Raw genomic sequence first — 17,181 nt, forward strand, 5'->3', positions numbered from 1 at the left:
ACGCATCTTCAGGGTGTCAACAACCCCATTCCCCTGACACCCCCTAGAAACTAAACTCGGGTTTCAGCATATCTTTCAATGCCGAATATTCAACCGGGAACTCCTGTATCCCGGCGGCATAGGGCCAATGTTCGTACTGCTGGAAGTAGACCACAACCCCATTATTGGAAAGGTAAAAACCATGGTCGTCCCTGATGGTATTGAAGGGTGCAATCGAATAATCAGGCAATATTCCTTCCTCCACCCTCTCAACTATCATATTCCTGACGGTATCGCTAATAAGAGCAACATAGTCCGCGTCAACCTTCATCAGGTCCTTGAGCTTGTATTCCCCGCCAGTTTTAAGGTCAAGGGTACGGGAACTTTGCACCGTCAGGCCATGCGCCCCCCCGGTGTACTGGTAATTCCTGAATACAACACTCAGCAGTCCGTTTTGATTGTATTTAAGACTGTAGTCGAAATAGGTCTCATACTTGTTTGGACTGCCATAACCTGACGCGTTGGCTTTTTCCTTTTCATCAGCATTTTTCAGTCCTTCATTCCTGGCCTCCATGGCTGATTCTTTTAAGATTGAGTTTATACTGTCCTGTACGGTTTTGTCAGTTAAACCTTCAACCTGCGGATACTGCAGGGTTATCTTGATTATATCGGTCTCGGAAGCCTCTTTTATTGTTTTTATGGAAATTGAGTTCTCTGTTACTCTTTCAAGTTGAACCATTCCGTTTTGCCTGTCCCAGCGGACTTCAAGCCCAAAGTTGGCGGAGAAGAAGTCTGCCCCCATGTATGTGCTGTCTTTGATGTTTGTGTAATCTCCTCCCATGTAACTAACATGATCATTTGCGGTTATTTTATTATTGTTCAAATCGATCACTATGTTTTCCCCGGGACCGGTAACGGAAATCGTGTTATCTTTACCCCACCACTGTATTTCATATCCAAGGGCTTCACCGACCGCCCGCAGCGGCAGGTAAACATTTCCCCTGTCGATATAGGCTGCGGCTTCAATTTTTGCACCGTCCAGCGCGATAGCAGGCTGGCTGTCAGCTGCCGCAAAACCGTAACCGGGTATTGACAGAATCAATGAAATAATGGTCCCTGCCAAAAACAACCTTCTCATCATGACATCGACACTCCTTCCTGGTATTAAGCGTTTTGACTCGCAGTCAAGGGGACGCACCTCACGATTCCCACAGATTTATATGTCTGAATTTTTTCACTAGACATTGTCAGCCTTAGGGTAGCGGAAATGGTATGTCAAAGGGGAAGACCAGGTCAGAAGGCCATTGTCTTCCCTGGTACGGGGACCGGCGTTGTGGATCAGGAGGGGGACCCCGTCCGCCCGCCTCTTGTCCGATACTACTCCTACGTGGTCATAGGGCGGCCCAAATACAACTATGTCACCGCCCTGCCACAGCTTCAGGTTCTCCGGATCCCATGGTTTGATCTCGGTAGTAAGTCTGTCGGCGTATTCTTTGAAAAACGCCTCCTGGTTCGGCACCCGCCGAAAGTCAATATTGGGCTCCGGTGCGCCGTTAACACGGGGATAATCACCGGTGTTCTCCAGAATATCCCGGTCCATCATGCCCTTCAGGTCATAACCGGCATTTTGCAGCGCCCGCCAGACCACATCGGTGCAGACACCCTCGTTATCAGGCGGATACCCACCGGCGTAATAAGCGTCCTTGTATAAAGGCTTCGCCTCCAGGTCCTTGCGCGCCCCCTGGACAATATCGTCCAGGTCGTAAATTCCGTCACCGTCCTTGTCGCTTTCCAGCACAACTTTTTCAACAACGCAGCGTTGTCCGGCAAACTCGTGCAAACTTAGAGGGGACCTGTTATAGCTATTGTCCCACCACTTATACAATACAAATAATGATGCCACTGCGGCAAAGATGACCAGTGTTTTTATTAAAGTGTTAAGCGTTTTATTATTAACCATATCGACCTCTGGGCGCCGGCAAAATTTTAATCAATGCAGGACTATACCTGTTATCGCTAGCTGGACAACCTGATATTTACTAATTTTCTGGAACGGCCTCTGCATATTCAAAACATAACTCATCTTCAAAAGCAGGTATCACAACCTCGCTTTTTTCCTGTGCTTCTACTGAAATGCCACATTCATTCAGATAATCAGCCAGGCCCCCTTTAAGCTCCAGCCTCCCCTTAAGGACGGAGGCTTCGCCGATGGCGGCGATATGGTAAGGAGGGGAAATGGGGTCGCCGTTAACGTTGATATGGCTGCCGGCCAACCGCACCTCGCTGACGGCCGTAATCCGCTGTCCGTTTACGGCTACGGCTTCCGCACCTGCGCAACACAATTCGTTAACTATTTTTAGAAGATGCTGGTCGGAGATATTTTGAGGAGCGTGGTCTGCAGGTGGTCCGGCCTGCCCGGGTTGAGTTTGCACAATAAACTCCACGCCAGGCCCGGAAACCTGTGATAATCCGGCAAACCGTTTTATTTTGGCAAGTTCTGTTCTGAGTGCGTCTTCGGCCTCTTTCTGACCTGTCCCTGCCTGATCCAGTTTGGTTGAAAGGTCGTTAATTTCCATCTGCATTGCATGCAAATCATTCACCAGACTTTCTTTCTCCAGGGCTAACTCCCTCTGTTTGTCAACGGAGGCAAAGCCATTACCTGCGCTGGTGGTCCGGAACTGGAAACCCAGCATCACCCCCAGCATAATGGTTACCAGGGTAAAAGAATAGAAAAAAGACCTGTTCAAATTAAGCCCCCGCTTATATCGTTATTTTTCTCATTCGATGTGTAATCCAATTTAATACTGCCGCTATAAGCCGGTATTGTAATCTTCTCCAGCTTTTTAACCGAAACCTCGATGCCGCAGAATTGCAAAAACTCTGCCACCCCGCCTCTCATATTCAAAGCGCCGGCCATGGTATCAGGGCTGCCGACGGCAGTTATGACAAAAGGAGGAACAAGCGCTGTATTATTTATACTAATGACAGGCCCGCTGCAGCTAATCCCGCTGGTGGCTGTAAGGCGCTGTTCGTTTACAGCGATAGCCTCGGCCCCCGCTGCCTTTAGTTCGTTAACCACCTTTAAAATGTCTTCATTATGTACAATATAGAAGTTGGGGTTTTGGGCCGTTCCGTGTAAAGCGCTGCTGTCCTGCAAGGTCACTTCCACACCGCTGCCGGTCACTCCGGATACCCCCGCAAAAACAATTGCGGGTTCAATGCCTTCTTTAATTTCAGGCGCGAGGGGTCCGGTCGGCAAATCGTCCAACTGCCCGCGCATCCTTGTCAATTGCGCCTGAAGGACATCACGTTCCTTTTTCATCTGCTCAATCCGGGCTGTTAATTCCTGAGCTCCCAGGGCCGGCTCGTTGTACTGTATGTCCCTGGCAATCCGGTATTGCACAGAGACAATAATTCCAAGAATGATACTGACCAGGGCAATCGACCAGTAATATTTTTTCAGCTTATTGAGTAATATCATACCCGACCCTTTCATTTTTCTGCCCATTGATAAACCTGGCGCAATCCAACTCTGGTTCCGGAACCGTCCACCTTAACAGTCTTAATCTCCGATGAACCGATTATTACATATTCTCTCTTTATATATGACGATGTGAGAAACCGGCAGGTTCATTAAAAACGACATAATGCAGCAATTCATGCAATGTTTCCCACGGCAAATATGCAGGTAATTTTCAGGTTTTGTCAGCCATGAAAAATTGGGGAGGAATGAGGTAGCGGCCCGGTAGGAGGCAAAGGGTTTATCCTTAAAAGATGGTGCTTTGGAACGGAAGATACCTGAGCAGGCTATTTAATAGGCGCTCTTTTTCTATTTTTTATAATGTGCCGGACTGCATCAAGCGGGTGATAAAAGATCATTCTCGGCCCCGCATATCTCATTATCTTTTTAACTTTATCCCGCATGTCAGGTTTATAACAATGCACAGGGCATCTTTCACAGGTGGGCTTATCACCCTTGAACCTGCACATATCGAGGCGTTTACCGGCGTAGTTAATTAGGATCCGGCAATCTTCACAAGGGACTGTATTGCACCTGTGCTTATCTCTGCAATAAAGGTTGATCATTTTTTTAAGGGTATTTTTTTCCCTCTCAACGTATGGTAAATTCATGGCTTTACCTCTTAATACGAAAAAAGTAACGCGAATGAAGGGGGGATCGGGGGAACGGATGTGTCAGGGTACGGGGTTGTTGACACATTTTATCTTGCTTTAACGATTAGAACTTATTCATATGATTTGCTTTTCTGAAAAGCGGTATTCCATATGGAAAAACAATTATGTGAAAATTTATTTAGAAATGTCCAGCCGGCCCGACCCCATTTTGCACAATACAGCCTTAATGGCAAAGTAATCCACCCCGGCCGGCAGAGATTCCTTGATTGGCTTTAATTTGTGGGCGCCGACTTCTTCAATTTTCCGCCGGATCAGGGCTTCATATTGGGATGGAATAAAATCGTCCCAGTCGACGTGGCACCCCTCCATACCGCACCGGACGAGGTGATCCTGAATAGTCACCACACTCAAATTCCTCTGCCGGGCGATTTCCTGAAGCGTACCGCCTGCCCGGTACAGGTCCAGGGTAACCAGATGACTCGGCGTCTCATTTACCGGTGCTTTCTCCCCGGCCGGCTTCCCCGTCCGGAGGATAATTCCGTTGGCGGCCGCGTATTCGCGGATCAGTTCCAGAAACGTTTCGCCGTACTGCTCAAACTTCCTTTGCCCCACTCCCTTGACGGCAAGCATGGCGAGTTGATCCGCAGGGAGTTGGCGTGACATATCCCGCAAGGTGCTGTCGGCGAAAACGATGTAAGGGGGTATGCCGTTCCTTTGCGCAATTTCCTTGCGCAGTCCGCGCAGTTGATCAAAAAGGGAGTCATCTCCGGTGGCAGCCGTCTCTTTTTGCCGTACCTTGATAAGGACTTTACCCTGTCCTTTCAGTACGGAATAGGCACGGGGACTCAACCCGGCCACGGGATACCGGCCTTCCGTCAGCAGGATGTACCCTTCAGCGACCAGGATATTGGCAAAGTCGCTGATTTGCTTTAAGGTGCGGTCCTTCATCAGACCGTAAGTGGACAGGTTGTTGAACCCGTATCGCAGCACTTTTTTGTTCCGGGAACCTTTTAATACCTCCGCCACCAGGGAGATGCCGAACTGCTCCCGCATGCGCAGGATACAGGAAAAGATCATCTGGGCGTCAACCGTTTTGTCTTCCAGTTCGTTGTAGTCATTGCAGTTGCCGCAGTTCCCACATTCTTCCGGGATATCCTCCTCCCCGAAATACTGCAATATATATTTTCTCAAGCAATGCGGGGTATGGCAATAGTCCACCATCGCCCGCAACTTCTTATACTCGTTGGATTTTCTTTCCGGGGAAACCAGCGTTTGTTCGATCAGGAACTTTTGGATCTGGATATCCTGCGCCCCAAAAAGCAGGATGCACTCCCCGTTCTCGTCGTCCCGCCCGGCGCGGCCTGCTTCCTGGTAGTAAGCCTCCATGTTTTTGGGAAGGTTGTAATGGATTATATAGCGGACGTTGGATTTATCGATGCCCATGCCGAAGGCGTTCGTCGCCACCATAATCCGGATGTCGTCATATAGGAACTGGTCCTGGGATCTGGCCCTCTCCTCGTCACTAAGCCCGGCGTGGTATTTTCCAGCCGCGTATCCCTTCTTTAACAGGAACTCAAAAATGGTGTCCACTTCTTTCCGGGTTGCCGCATAGATAATACCGGCTTGTTCCTTCCTGCCGGCCAGGTACGCCAGTAAAAACTCTTTTTTGTTTTCGCCCCGGAATACCGAAAAAGACAGGTTCTCCCGGTTGAAACCCGTCACGACATGTTTCGGATTCCTCAAACCGAGCATGTTGATGATATCCTGTTGCACCTCAGCCGTGGCAGTCGCTGTAAAAGCAGACACCACCGGCCGGTGCGGCATTTCCTTGATAAATGGCTCGATCGCCCGGTAACTGGGCCGGAAGTCATGGCCCCACTGTGAGACACAGTGAGCCTCGTCCACTGCCAGCAAAGCAACCGGCAGTGAGCGGATACAAGCCAGGAACCGGTCTGATTCCAGCCTTTCAGGCGCCACGTAGAGCAGTTTGAATTGTCCCCGGGCGGCCCGGCTGATCCTCTCCTCCACCTCGTCAAAGCTTAAGCTGCTGTTGATAAAAGTGCCCGGTATCCCAAGGCTGTCCAGGGCATCCACCTGGTCCTTCATCAGAGAAATTAAGGGGGAGAAAACCAGGGTCAGCCCGGGAAACAGCAGCGCCGGTATTTGATAACAGGCGGACTTGCCACCGCCCGTGGGCATAATCCCCAGAGTGTCGCTGCCCTGCAGAATACTGTCGATAATCTGCTCCTGCCCTTTTTTAAAGGAGGAGAAACCAAAATGTTCTTTTAATATTGCCCGTGCCCTTTGCAACATTTTTTCCGTGCTCCCTAAAATGAACAGCCGGTGCTCATACAACGTTTTTCATCCATATATTATTGTTCTCTGCAAATTCTTTGCTTCCTTCCCAAACACAGGAAATCCCCGCTGAAACAGTTTAAACAATCTTTAAAGCCCAAACAGGCCGGCAGGGTTTACAACCTCGCCGGGCAGAATCCTGCCCGCCTGCCATCAGGTGTTCCGCAGAAAGAAAGGATGTGATTTGCGGTAACTGTAAATAATAGAGCTGGAGATGTTAGATTTTTGCGTTAGGGTAAATACCGCCTTATTTTTCATCCACCCGAAGTGCAAAATATGATCTGGACAGCAAATCAAGCAAACCGGAGGGAATCAAATGGAAGAAGACAGTACTTTCAGACACCAGGAGAATAGTATTAGATCAAAAAAGATTGTGTATTATATACTCGGTGTCCTTGAAGTCCTTTTTGCCTTCAGGCTTATTTTTAAGCTCCTTGGGGCTAACCCCGGCAGCGCCTTCGTTTCATTCATCTACACTGTTTCAGGCGTCTTCGCAGCTCCCTTCAATGGTATTTTTAGATCTGCTGTAACCGAAGGGATCGAAACCAAGTCGGTTCTGGAGCCTACCACCATTATAGCCATGATTGTTTATGCGCTCATTGCATATGGAGTAGCAAGGCTGATTGAAATCTACCGAACTCCCAGGGATGAAGGAATACGATGAGTACAAGGGACATGGCCATTTATACCAAAGCCGGGGCTGAAAACAGCCCCGGCTTTTATAAGTTAGTTGCTTTTTAACATCCTGACCAGCGTCTGTGCAGCCTCGCCCCTGGTGACCACCTCTTTAGGACCAAAACGCCCGTCAACCGGTTCCATGAGGCCAAGCCCCGCTGCCAGCGCCACATGCCCCCTCAGGTGACCGGCTATATCACCGGCGTCGCTGAAATTCAAAAGGTAGATGTCGCTCAGCCTGGCTACTCTGTACAAATCCATAGTGTGGATGGTCAGGCGGGCGAGGACCTCGCGTGTGACCGGGAGGTCGGGATCCGGGTTTTCACCGGCCTGGATGATGCCCAGGCGTGCCGCCGTTTCGTAATACTGCTGATACCACGGCTCTTTTACCGCTGCGCCAGCCCCGTACCACGGCACAGGACTATGCGCGCTGCTTTTAACCAGCATCGTGATCAGTTCAGCCTGAGTAACAGCGTCATCGGGGCGGAAATTACCGCCGGGGGTGACAATTCCGGACTGGGCCAGCAGTTCCGCCGCTTCACGGGAGGGATGGCCGTCCAGGTCGTCAAACTTTTGATTTTTATAAGCAGGAGTGACAGCGTTTCCACTGTAATCAAGCAGTTGGCCGCTAAAGGCGTCCAGCATGGTAAAGTTCTGCCTGGCTGTATGATAGACCAGGTGGACTTCGCCCTCCTCACGTGCCTTGGTGTAAAGGGGCCCCAGCCACAGCCGCAGGTATGCCGTGTTTAACGGCGCTTCTTTAAGATATATGTCCGCAGCCTGCTCCCGGCTCATTACACCCTGCTGGGCGGGAAACTCAACGTTCCACCAGGTCATCCGGTAACCGGTGATTTCACCCGTGGCGCTGTCCACCATCACGTTGAACCCGTTATCCGGGAACTGCACTCCCTGGGCCAGGCGGACCCAGTTAAAGTTGTACGAGCTGGGCTGCGGTATCCCTCCCTTGTCAATTAAGGGATAGTACTCCGGTCTGGCGTTAATATATACTACCTCGCCCCACCTGGCGGGCTGGACTTTTTTGATATAATTCGAGGCGATTTTAAGGGCTTCTTCCTCGCTGAATTTTATTTCCGGTGATTTTGACGGTTCGTAATAAGTACGGTAGGAGCCGGTATTAAAAGAAATCAGCTCGCCGCTGGCGGCGTTCACCGCGATGTCCATCATCTTGCGCTCCGCGCCGCTGCCGGCTTCCCAGCTGAAATGCCAGGTTTTTATGTCGTTGAACATATAATCCTGCTCCAGCCTGCTGTTGACAAGGGCATATTCCCCGGGCACCTGCACAGCGCCCTTGGCAAACTCCAGGGCTTTGTCTCTGGGAAGCAGGCTCCTGGCCTCTTCAACTGCAATTTCCTCCATAGGTGAGAGGGGGATGGCCGCTTTGCTGTTGGCCATCTTCATATCACCGCCGCCGCCCGCGCCCATGTCATAATACGCGTAGAACTCTTCCTCCCTGCTGAGGACATTGCCGGTGAGGGCGTCTATTACCGCCCGGTCCTGCTGGCCCGGCAGCCTGTACACCAGCTTCAGGGGTACTTTTTTGCCGCCCGGAACGCGTTCCCGGAAGTAATATAATTGGGGGCCTGCTTCACTCCGGAAGATCTGTTCGGCCTGCTGCTGGCTGATCATGCCGGCAGTGGCGGGAAATCCCCTGGTGTCATCCCAGCGCAAATCAAACCTGATAACCTGGCCGGTGTCACCGCTGACTGAAATACTAATTCCATTCTCTGTGAAAGGAAAGCCGTTAATTATCCTGGCGTATTCATACTGGTACTCCAGCGGGCCACGCTTGACCAGGGGGAGCGGCTGGTATTCATAATCCCTGGCCGGCTGCAGCCTGGTTGACTTAAATCGTTCCGGCTGGAGCTTTGCCGCCAGCGCTGCCGCGGCGCTTTCAAGCTGCTCCCTGGTATATTTGGGCAAGCCCTGGTACTCCTGGCCGGGGACGGTAGGTATCCACTGCCCCATACTCCAGATATCTCCCGTTTCACTGTTTACCCGCACATACATCTCACCGCCCGGCTCGCCGGAACGGTACCAGCGCAGGTTCCAGAACGACCCGCTGTCACTCTGGTCAAACCCAGTTGAAAATTCGTTGAAACCTTCCGGCACGACAAATGTTTCCCTGGCGATCCCGATCGCCTGCTCCAGGCTGACTGCCGCTTGCTGCTCTCCTGTATTAGCCGGAGCAGGATTTTCCGAGGCGGCATTTTGAATCAATTTCAGCGCCGGCAAATCCATGGGAGATTCCGCAAGCGCCGCCGCGGGCTGCAAAGTGAAGACGCTCAAAACCAGCCAGGCCAGAAACGCTTTGGTCTTAATCCTCGGAAACAAACCCATTTCCACCTCTCCTTGTTCATTAAATTTTGATCAGCAAATCCGCTTTAAATATCAGACGGCTGCCGCCAAAAATTGGTTCACCAACTTTTAGGAAATTTGATACAAAATCTTCCGTGTCAAGCGTGTCAAGAGAACCGTCCCCTTGACACGCTATGTAAAAGTTCTTGACTTGCGTAGAAATTGCTGTGATAATGTTTTAAGATGATAAAGATCAAAGGGGAGTAGCCACCGGGTTATACCCGGAGCAGGAGCCGTCATCACGGTAGCGATACCCGGTTTCTGCAAACCCGAAACGGTTAGGCAAGACCTTCGTATTTTCGCTTTAGAAAGATGCGGGGGTCTTTTCATTTATATCAATTTGGACAAGGGGTTGTTTTTAGAATGGGAACCACTAGTATCCTGGTGCTCGCCGCGGGGCTGCTTACGATCCTGGCCGGCGCAAAAATATTCACTAACGGAATAGAGTGGATGGGCAAGAAGCTGAACCTCTCCGAGGGAGCCGTCGGCAGTGTCCTGGCCGCAGTTGGGACAGCGCTTCCGGAGACTATGGTCCCTCTCATCGCCATCCTCTTCGCTCCCGCCGGGACAGCGACTGAAGTGGGGATTGGAGCGATCCTGGGCGCACCCTTTATGCTGAGCACACTGGCTTTTGGCGTGGTGGGCGTCTCCAAGATGGTATTCTGCCGCGGCAGCAGCTGTATTGACGTTAAGCGGTCGATCGTGATGAGGGACCTGAAATATTTTATCTGCTTTTATTCCCTGGCCGCAGCGGCAGCCTTTATCCCCTACATGATGATCAAGATACCTATTGCCCTGGTTCTGGTTACAGGATACGGTTATTACGTAATCAAAACCCTGGGGGACGGGGACACCCTGTCCGAACTGGATATACCACCGCTGTACCTGTGGAAAAAAGGCGAAGAGCCGCCCCTGTCGGCAATAATCATACAGGTGATTATAAGCCTCGGTTTGATTGCCGGCGGCGCAAATTATTTTGTGGACGCGCTCGGCAACCTGGCCACCACTGTTATGATGCCGGCTTTGATCCTGTCCATCATCATCACGCCCATCGCCACCGAGCTGCCGGAGAAATTCAACAGTATCATCTGGGTTAAGGGGGGCAAGGACACCCTGGCCATGGGGAATATCACCGGGGCGATGGTTTTTCAGGGTTCCATCATCCCGACCATCGGCATATTGCTGACACCGTGGTCGATTTCGACCCTGGCCGCTATAAGCGCGGCCCTGGCTCTGCTTTCCAGCATAATAATCTACCTGATTACCAGTAAAAAAGAGCTCAGGGCCAGCCACATGATTTACCCTGTCGCAATATACGGCATATTCCTGCTGCTGATTTTCACCATGATGTAACAATAGAAAACCAAAACCAAAGGAGCCCGTAAATGAAGTGCACCCCAAATGTTAGACACAACTAACATTTGGAGGTGCACTTTTTAATATGATACTATATTTTGTTTAGCGCATCCTGGCACTGCTTTATGCAAGCGTCAATAGACGAATAAGCTTGATCCAGGGATTGCTTCGCCGGGTTCTGGGCGTCCGCGGCCATGGTCCTGATATCGCCGGCCGTAGTTTGGCAGTGTTGTATGCATGACTGTAGTTTTTCTTTTGATAACATTATGTATCACCTCCTTAAAAGCTATTATCTGCATAGATAAAATTTATATGTGTCAGGGGGACGGGGTTGTTTACACACCTTTTGGGTGTGTCAACAACCCCGTTCCCCTGACACCCCCTAAACGCAGCTTTGACTTTTTTCAGATTTAAAAGACCAGCCGGCCATGGCTGGTCTTTTGATCCTGCAGTTATTATATTTTATGCCACCGGTTTAAAACGGCGCAGCCTGAGGGCGTTGCTCACGACCGAGACAGAGCTGAAGGCCATGGCCGCGCCGGCCAGCACCGGATTGAGCAGGCCCAGGGCCGCCACCGGGATGCCCACCGTGTTGTAGAACAGCGCCCAGAACAGGTTCTGCTTGATGTTCCTGATCGTGGCCCGGGATAGGCTGATGGCCGCTGGGACCCCCCTCAAGTCACCCCTCATCAGAGTAATATCCGCGGCCTCGATGGCCACGTCGGTACCAGTGCCGATGGCAAATCCGATGTCGGCGGTAACCAGCGCCGGGGCATCGTTGATGCCGTCGCCCACCATCCCGACGACTTTGCCCTGGCGGCGCAGTTTCTCCACCTGGCCCGCTTTGTCCTCCGGCAGCACTTCCGCCAGCACATTATCATTATCAATACCCACCTGCCTGGCGATAGCGAAAGCGGTGCGCCTGTTGTCACCGGTAAGCATCCATACTTCAATACCCATTTTCCTGAGCCGGGCTATGGCCTCCTGCGAGCTCTCCTTAATTGTGTCCGCCACGCCGATTACAGCCGCCAAATTTCCGTCCAGGGCCATAAACATGGCGGTCTTGCCCTCTTCTTCCAGCCTTTCGATATCCCCGGCCAGCGCGCTGGTGTCGACATCGTTGTCTTTCATCATTTTCCTGGTGCCCAGCAATATCCTGCGCCCGTCAATATCCGCGTCCACCCCGTGTCCCGGTACAGCCGTGAACCGCTGCGGGTCATCCAGTCTGGCGCCTCTTTCCCTGGCGTAACTGACAATAGCCCGGGCCAGGGGGTGCTCGGAATTTTTCTCCGCCCGTCCGGCGATCTCCAGCAGCTCGTCCTCCCGTCCTTTATATTCGGGCGCGGGGACCAGGTCCGTGAAAGAAGGTTCCCCCCTGGTAATGGTCCCGGTTTTATCCAGCACGACGGCGGTAAGCTGGTGGGTTCTTTCCAGGTATTCGCCGCCCTTGATCAGGATACCGTATTCAGCGCCCCTGCCGGTGCCCACCATTATTGAAGTGGGTGTGGCCAGGCCGAGGGCGCAGGGGCAGGCAATAACCAGGACGGCGGTGAAATTCAACATGGCTCTGGTGAAATCACCGGGGGCTCCGTAGTAAAACCAAGATAAAAAGGTAAGCAGGGCAACGCCTATCACCGCCGGGACGAAATAAGCGGATATAATGTCGGCCATGCGCTGGATCGGCGCTTTCGACCCCTGGGCTTCCTCCACGATCCTGATGATCTGGGCCAGGGCGGTATCTTTCCCCACCCTGGTCGCCTCGAACTTGAATGTGCCAAGCTTGTTGATAGTGGCGCCGGTCACTTCGTCCCCGGCTTTCTTGTCTGCCGGCACGCTTTCCCCGGTGAGCATGGACTCGTCCACCGCGGAATATCCTTCCCTGACCACGCCGTCCACGGGGACCCTTTCTCCGGGGCGAACCACGACCAGGTCTCCAGTCTCCACTTCTTCCACCGGTATTTCAATTTCCTGTCCGTCCCTGATCACACGGGCGTTCTTCGGCTGCAGCCCGACCAGCTTTTTTATCGCCTCGGAGGTCCTGCCTTTGGCGATAGCTTCCAGTGTCCTGCCCAGCAGGATCAGGGTAATGATAATCGCGCTGGTCTCGTAATAGACCTCGTGGATCCCGATCATGTGGCCGAAAAAAGTGGCGGCGACGCTGTAAAGGTAGGCGGCCGAGGTACCCAGCACCACCAGCACCGACATATTGGCGCTCCGGCCCCGCAGCGCTATGTACGCGTCCCTGTAAAAGCCTGCTCCCGCCACAAACTGGATCGGGGTGGCCAGGGCGAACTGAAAGTAATTGCTCATAAAAAACTCAGGCACATAATGGTGCAGGTTAAAAACCATCACCAGCATATTAAACAGCAGGGGCGCGGATAAAATGCCCGAAAAAATCACCAGGGACCTCTGCCGCCTGATCTCCCGCTCCCTTTCTTCCCGCTCGGAATCGACTGCTCCGCGGTCATCCGCCGGGGCAGCACCGTATCCTAATTTTTCTACCGCTTTTGTAATTCCCGTCATACTGATCTCGGCAGGGATGAACTCCACCACCGCCTTTTCCGTGGCCAGGTTAACCGCTGCCCGGATCACACCCGGCAGTTTATTAAGCCCCTTTTCAACCCTGGCGGAGCAGGCGGCGCAGCTCATGCCGGAAATCTTCAGCTCAGCCCGTTCCACCACCGGTTGGTAGCCGGTTTCTGTGATCTTCCCCAGAATCATCTCAGGCGTAACCTTGGCGGGAGAGTATTCCACGGTGGCGGTCTCAACAGCCAGGTTGACGACGGCGGCATGGACACCGGGCATTTTGGCAAGAGCTCTTTCAACACGGCTGGAGCAGGCCGCGCAGGTCATACCCTTAATTTTAACCGTAATTTTCTTCAGTTCTTCCGGCCTGACCGCACTCAGTTCAACAGCTGCCAATGGCGCCAACTCCCCCTGTGCAAGGTTTAATTTAATTAGTTTTTATTTTGCCTTTTATTGCTATTATTCGACACTTCTTTATTATATAAACAAAGTGTTTCTTTTTTATTAACATGGTCTTACAAAATTATTAATATTATTTCTCATTTATATAAAGAAAACCTGCAGCTGTTTTGATGTACCGGTTGGTTCCTTCATGCTGCAGGTTTATTCATGAAATGCAATTTAACATACTTCTATATTATTACGTTCTATTTATTCTCCCTGTCCAAAACAAACAGGCACCCTTCCCCGCACTGGATCTCCCCGTCCTGGCATACCGTTTCTACCGGCAAGCTGTTTTCCTCCATCTGCATGATCCGTTTTTCGAGCTTGTCGATTTTTTTCTGCAGGCAGAGGATCATTTCCGCCACAGGGTCCGGCAGCAGGTCGTGGCGCAGGTCTATTTCATAATCCTTCCGCTCTTCGACCTTCCGGCCGTTCCTGGCCACCACTTTTCCGGGCACCCCCACCACCGTGCTGTCGGGCGGGACCGCTTTCAATACCACCGACCCCGCTCCGATTTTGGAGTTGTCCCCGACGGTAAATGACCCCAGCACCTTGGCGCCCACGCTGACCACCACATTATTCCCGATGGTCGGGTGTCTCTTTTCTTTCTCCTTGCCTGTACCGCCCAGGGTAACACCCTGGTAAACGGTGACGTTATCGCCTAATTCGGCGGTCTCACCGATAACAACACCGGAGCCGTGGTCGATAAACAGCCCTTCCCCGATTTTAGCGCCGGGGTGGATCTCAATGCCAGTCAGAAAGCGGGAGATGTGGGATATCAGCCGTGCCGTGACAAACCAGCGGCGCCTGTAGAAACGGTGGGCCAGCCTGTGCATAATAATGGCGTGGAATCCTGGATAGCAGAGAATTACTTCCAATACTGATTTGGCGGCGGGATCCCTTTCCATAACCACACGGATATTTTTACGCAGCCCGCTGAACATTATTTAACCTCCTCATATTTAACATTGAAGGCATATATATCATATTATAACCTATACGGTCTTTGACACTTCCCCCGGGTTAAAAGACTCAACAACCTTAATATAAATCCGTTAAAAAAGTTCAGCCCCCGTTGTCAGGGGCTGTTTGCAGGTCATCCTTATTGTATAAATCCGGCCGCGGGCGCCGGTTTTAAACAACATCCAGCATCCTCTCCAGGCATACAATTGACTGCTCCCTGATCTCGTCTGATACTGTTACCCTGGGCTCAAGGGTCACCAGCGCCTGGTAAACCTTGTCCAGGGTGGTTTTCTTCATATTCGGGCAAACCAGCCTTTCCGACGCCATATAAAATTTCTTATCGGGACATCGCTTGTTAAGGGGATGGAGTATGCCCTTTTCAGTGCCGACGATAAATTCGGTGGCTTCGCTCTCACAGGCGAAGTTGATCATCCCGGCGGTGCTGGATACCTTGTCGGCCAGGGCCACGACCTCGGGGCGGCATTCCGGGTGCACCATCACCAGGGCTTCCGGGTGTTCTTCTTTGGCTTTGAGGATATCTTCGGTGGTCAGCCGGTCGTGGGTATTGCAGCAGCCTTCCCACAGGATCATGTCCCGGCCGGTTTTGGAGGCAATGTAGTGGCCCAGGTTTTTGTCGGGGACAAAGAGGATCGGCCTGTCCTCCGGCAGTGAGGCTACGACATTGACGGCGTTGGCCGAGGTGCAGGCGATGTCACATTCTGCCTTTACATCGGCGGAGGTGTTTACGTAGCACACCACCGTGGCGCCGGGTATCTCCTGTTTTTTACGCGCCAGCCGCACCGCGTCGACCATGTCGGCCATGGGACAGCCGGCGTTTTCGTCAGGCAGGACAACGGTCTTGCCGGGAGACAGGATGGAGGCGCTCTCGGCCATGAAGTGGACGCCGCAGAAGACAATCACGTCGGCGTCGGTACTGGCGGCCTGCTGGGACAGGGCCAGTGAGTCGCCGATAAAATCAGCCACGTCCTGCACTTCCGGGCGCTGGTAAAAATGCGCCAGGATTACTGCGTTGCGCTCTTTTTTTAGTTTGGTTATTTTTTCCGATAGTTCCTGGATTGTTTTTTGGTCCATTATTCCTCAATCCTTTAGCGGTGACATGTCCCGCAGTTTTTCTACTATTGGTTTCATTACCTGGAGGAAGTAATCGACGTCTTCTTCGGTATTATCTTTGCCCAGGGTTATGCGCAGCGAGCCGTGGGCTTCCTCATGGGGCACTCCCATCGCCAGCAGCACGTGTGAAGGTTCGAGTGAGCCGGATGTGCAGGCTGAGCCGGTGGATGCGGCGATGCCTTTCATGTCAAGGCTCAAAAGCATTGATTCGCCTTCGATGTATTTAAAGAGGAAACTGGCATGGTTCGGCAGGCGCTTATCCGGGTGCCCGGTCAGCCTGACGTCTTCTATGCCGGTAAGCCCCCTGATCAGTTTATCCCGCAGGACCCTCAGCCTGGCACTTTCGGTCTCTCTGTTCTCCATGGCCAGCTCGATGGCCTTGGCCAGCCCCATGATGCCGGGGATGTTCTCGGTGCCGGCCCGGCGCAGCCGTTCCTGGGCGCCGCCGTGAAAGAGGGTCTGCCGCCAGTTTGTCCGCTTGCGGATATATAGCAAGCCGGTCCCTTTTGGCCCGTAGATCTTGTGCCCTGATAGGGAAAGCAGATTTACTCCCAGGTCGTCTACATTGACCGGTATTTTGCCGAAACTCTGCACCGCGTCCACGTGAAATATTATATTCCGCTCCCGGGCCAGCTTTCCGATTTCTGCTACCGGCATGATTGTGCCGACCTCGTTGTTGGCGTGCATGATGGTGATTAGAATTGTTTTATCGGTAATGGCGGCGGCCACGTCGTCGACGCTGACCATGCCGTACTGGTCCACCGGCAGGACCGTGATGTCAAAGCCTTCTTTGCCCAGGGCCTTCACCGTATTCAGCACGGCGTGGTGTTCCACGGCGCTGGTAATGATGTGGTTGCCTCTTTTTCTGTTGGTGTAAGCCGCCCCGTGTATGGCCATGTTGTCTGATTCAGTGCCGCCGCTGGTAAAAACGACCTCCCCGGCGCCGGCGCCGATGGCCTGGGCTGCCTTTTCCCTGGCTTCCGTCACCACTTTGCGGATTTGGAGCCCGTAGTGGTGGACGCTGGATGGATTGCCGAAATTGTCCCCGGTAAGGTACCTGTACATCTCTTCGGCCACCTCAGGGTGGACGGGCGTGGTCCCGCTGTGATCAAAATATATACTGCGCACTAAACAACCCCCTAAACCTACTCGCTGATTTTAAAAGAGATACGGTAAATTAGCGACCGTTTGACAGCCCAAAAGTATTATAACTCCGCTATGCGTTTCAATGCATGCCAGGAA

The 17,181-nt window shown here is 52.2% G+C and carries 14 protein-coding genes; 2 read left to right on the plus strand and 12 right to left on the minus strand.

Annotation, left to right across the window (positions count from 1 at the left end; genetic code table 11):
* Positions 1-43 precede the first annotated feature (43 nt).
* The 6 genes from ACOBQJ_RS10035 to recQ all read right to left on the minus strand — a co-directional run bounded on the left by ACOBQJ_RS10035 (position 44) and on the right by recQ (position 6,426).
* Positions 44-1,120 (minus strand): PdaC/SigV domain-containing protein, encoded by a 1,077-nt coding sequence (locus tag ACOBQJ_RS10035; protein ID WP_421071623.1) that lies wholly within the window; start codon positions 1,118-1,120, stop codon positions 44-46.
* Positions 1,121-1,216: 96 nt separating this feature from the next.
* Positions 1,217-1,939 (minus strand): DUF1287 domain-containing protein, encoded by a 723-nt coding sequence (locus ACOBQJ_RS10040; protein ID WP_421071624.1) that lies wholly within the window; start codon positions 1,937-1,939, stop codon positions 1,217-1,219.
* A 79-nt stretch (positions 1,940-2,018) separates the two neighbouring features.
* The gene (locus ACOBQJ_RS10045) at positions 2,019-2,726 is read right to left on the minus strand and encodes a DUF881 domain-containing protein (protein ID WP_421071625.1); all 708 of its coding nucleotides are present in this window, start codon (positions 2,724-2,726) and stop codon (positions 2,019-2,021) included.
* Positions 2,723-3,487, minus strand: coding sequence for a DUF881 domain-containing protein (locus ACOBQJ_RS10050; RefSeq protein ID WP_421071626.1), 765 nt, complete (start codon positions 3,485-3,487; stop codon positions 2,723-2,725). Before ACOBQJ_RS10050 ends, ACOBQJ_RS10045 begins: the two co-directional genes overlap by 4 nt.
* 299 nt (positions 3,488-3,786) lie before the next feature.
* The gene (locus tag ACOBQJ_RS10055) at positions 3,787-4,110 is read right to left on the minus strand and encodes a nitrous oxide-stimulated promoter family protein (RefSeq protein WP_421071627.1); all 324 of its coding nucleotides are present in this window, start codon (positions 4,108-4,110) and stop codon (positions 3,787-3,789) included.
* Between the two features lie 177 nt (positions 4,111-4,287).
* Complete coding sequence (recQ, locus tag ACOBQJ_RS10060; protein ID WP_421071628.1) at positions 4,288-6,426, minus strand: DNA helicase RecQ; 2,139 nt, start codon at positions 6,424-6,426, stop codon at positions 4,288-4,290.
* Positions 6,427-6,784: 358 nt separating this feature from the next.
* Here recQ and ACOBQJ_RS10065 point away from each other — a divergent pair, with 358 nt between their 5' ends.
* Positions 6,785-7,132, plus strand: coding sequence for a YggT family protein (locus ACOBQJ_RS10065; RefSeq protein WP_421071629.1), 348 nt, complete (start codon positions 6,785-6,787; stop codon positions 7,130-7,132).
* Between the two features lie 62 nt (positions 7,133-7,194).
* Here ACOBQJ_RS10065 and ACOBQJ_RS10070 read toward each other — a convergent pair whose 3' ends face one another.
* Positions 7,195-9,501 (minus strand): S-layer homology domain-containing protein, encoded by a 2,307-nt coding sequence (locus ACOBQJ_RS10070; RefSeq protein ID WP_421071630.1) that lies wholly within the window; start codon positions 9,499-9,501, stop codon positions 7,195-7,197.
* Between the two features lie 381 nt (positions 9,502-9,882).
* Here ACOBQJ_RS10070 and ACOBQJ_RS10075 point away from each other — a divergent pair, with 381 nt between their 5' ends.
* Positions 9,883-10,872, plus strand: coding sequence for a sodium:calcium antiporter (locus ACOBQJ_RS10075; RefSeq protein ID WP_421071631.1), 990 nt, complete (start codon positions 9,883-9,885; stop codon positions 10,870-10,872).
* Positions 10,873-10,966: 94 nt separating this feature from the next.
* On the opposite strand, the gene ACOBQJ_RS10080 is transcribed toward ACOBQJ_RS10075, so the two are convergent.
* The 5 genes from ACOBQJ_RS10080 to nifS all read right to left on the minus strand — a co-directional run bounded on the left by ACOBQJ_RS10080 (position 10,967) and on the right by nifS (position 17,067).
* A complete protein-coding gene (locus ACOBQJ_RS10080; RefSeq protein WP_421071632.1) occupies positions 10,967-11,140 on the minus strand; it encodes a hypothetical protein in 174 nt (57 codons plus the stop codon).
* 197 nt (positions 11,141-11,337) lie between these two features.
* A complete protein-coding gene (locus tag ACOBQJ_RS10085) occupies positions 11,338-13,797 on the minus strand; it encodes a heavy metal translocating P-type ATPase (protein ID WP_421071633.1) in 2,460 nt (819 codons plus the stop codon).
* A gap of 251 nt (positions 13,798-14,048) precedes the next feature.
* Positions 14,049-14,789, minus strand: a complete 741-nt coding sequence (cysE, locus tag ACOBQJ_RS10090) for a serine O-acetyltransferase (RefSeq protein WP_421071634.1) — start codon at positions 14,787-14,789, stop codon at positions 14,049-14,051.
* A 190-nt stretch (positions 14,790-14,979) separates the two neighbouring features.
* Complete coding sequence (gene nadA, locus ACOBQJ_RS10095; protein ID WP_421071635.1) at positions 14,980-15,900, minus strand: quinolinate synthase NadA; 921 nt, start codon at positions 15,898-15,900, stop codon at positions 14,980-14,982.
* 6 nt (positions 15,901-15,906) lie between these two features.
* Positions 15,907-17,067 (minus strand): cysteine desulfurase NifS, encoded by a 1,161-nt coding sequence (gene nifS / locus ACOBQJ_RS10100; protein WP_421071636.1) that lies wholly within the window; start codon positions 17,065-17,067, stop codon positions 15,907-15,909.
* Between the last annotated feature and the right edge of the window lie 114 nt (positions 17,068-17,181).

Origin of the sequence: Pelotomaculum propionicicum, assembly GCF_048984525.1 — a bacterium.
Lineage (GTDB): Bacteria > Bacillota > Desulfotomaculia > Desulfotomaculales > Pelotomaculaceae > Syntrophopropionicum > Syntrophopropionicum propionicicum_A.

What these genes read in the sequence shown, in the direction of transcription:
- cysE (WP_421071634.1), bottom strand. Translation starts at nt 14,789, where the DNA reads ATGTTCAGCGGGCTGCGTAAAAATATCCGTGTGGTTATGGAAAGGGAT.
- nadA (WP_421071635.1), bottom strand. Translation starts at nt 15,900, where the DNA reads ATGGACCAAAAAACAATCCAGGAACTATCGGAAAAAATAACCAAACTA.
- ACOBQJ_RS10050 (WP_421071626.1), bottom strand. Translation starts at nt 3,487, where the DNA reads ATGGGCAGAAAAATGAAAGGGTCGGGTATGATATTACTCAATAAGCTG.
- ACOBQJ_RS10055 (WP_421071627.1), bottom strand. Translation starts at nt 4,110, where the DNA reads ATGAATTTACCATACGTTGAGAGGGAAAAAAATACCCTTAAAAAAATG.
- ACOBQJ_RS10065 (WP_421071629.1), top strand. Translation starts at nt 6,785, where the DNA reads ATGGAAGAAGACAGTACTTTCAGACACCAGGAGAATAGTATTAGATCA.
- ACOBQJ_RS10080 (WP_421071632.1), bottom strand. Translation starts at nt 11,140, where the DNA reads ATGTTATCAAAAGAAAAACTACAGTCATGCATACAACACTGCCAAACT.
- ACOBQJ_RS10040 (WP_421071624.1), bottom strand. Translation starts at nt 1,939, where the DNA reads ATGGTTAATAATAAAACGCTTAACACTTTAATAAAAACACTGGTCATC.
- ACOBQJ_RS10070 (WP_421071630.1), bottom strand. Translation starts at nt 9,501, where the DNA reads ATGGGTTTGTTTCCGAGGATTAAGACCAAAGCGTTTCTGGCCTGGCTG.
- recQ (WP_421071628.1), bottom strand. Translation starts at nt 6,426, where the DNA reads ATGTTGCAAAGGGCACGGGCAATATTAAAAGAACATTTTGGTTTCTCC.
- ACOBQJ_RS10035 (WP_421071623.1), bottom strand. Translation starts at nt 1,120, where the DNA reads ATGATGAGAAGGTTGTTTTTGGCAGGGACCATTATTTCATTGATTCTG.
- ACOBQJ_RS10075 (WP_421071631.1), top strand. Translation starts at nt 9,883, where the DNA reads ATGGGAACCACTAGTATCCTGGTGCTCGCCGCGGGGCTGCTTACGATC.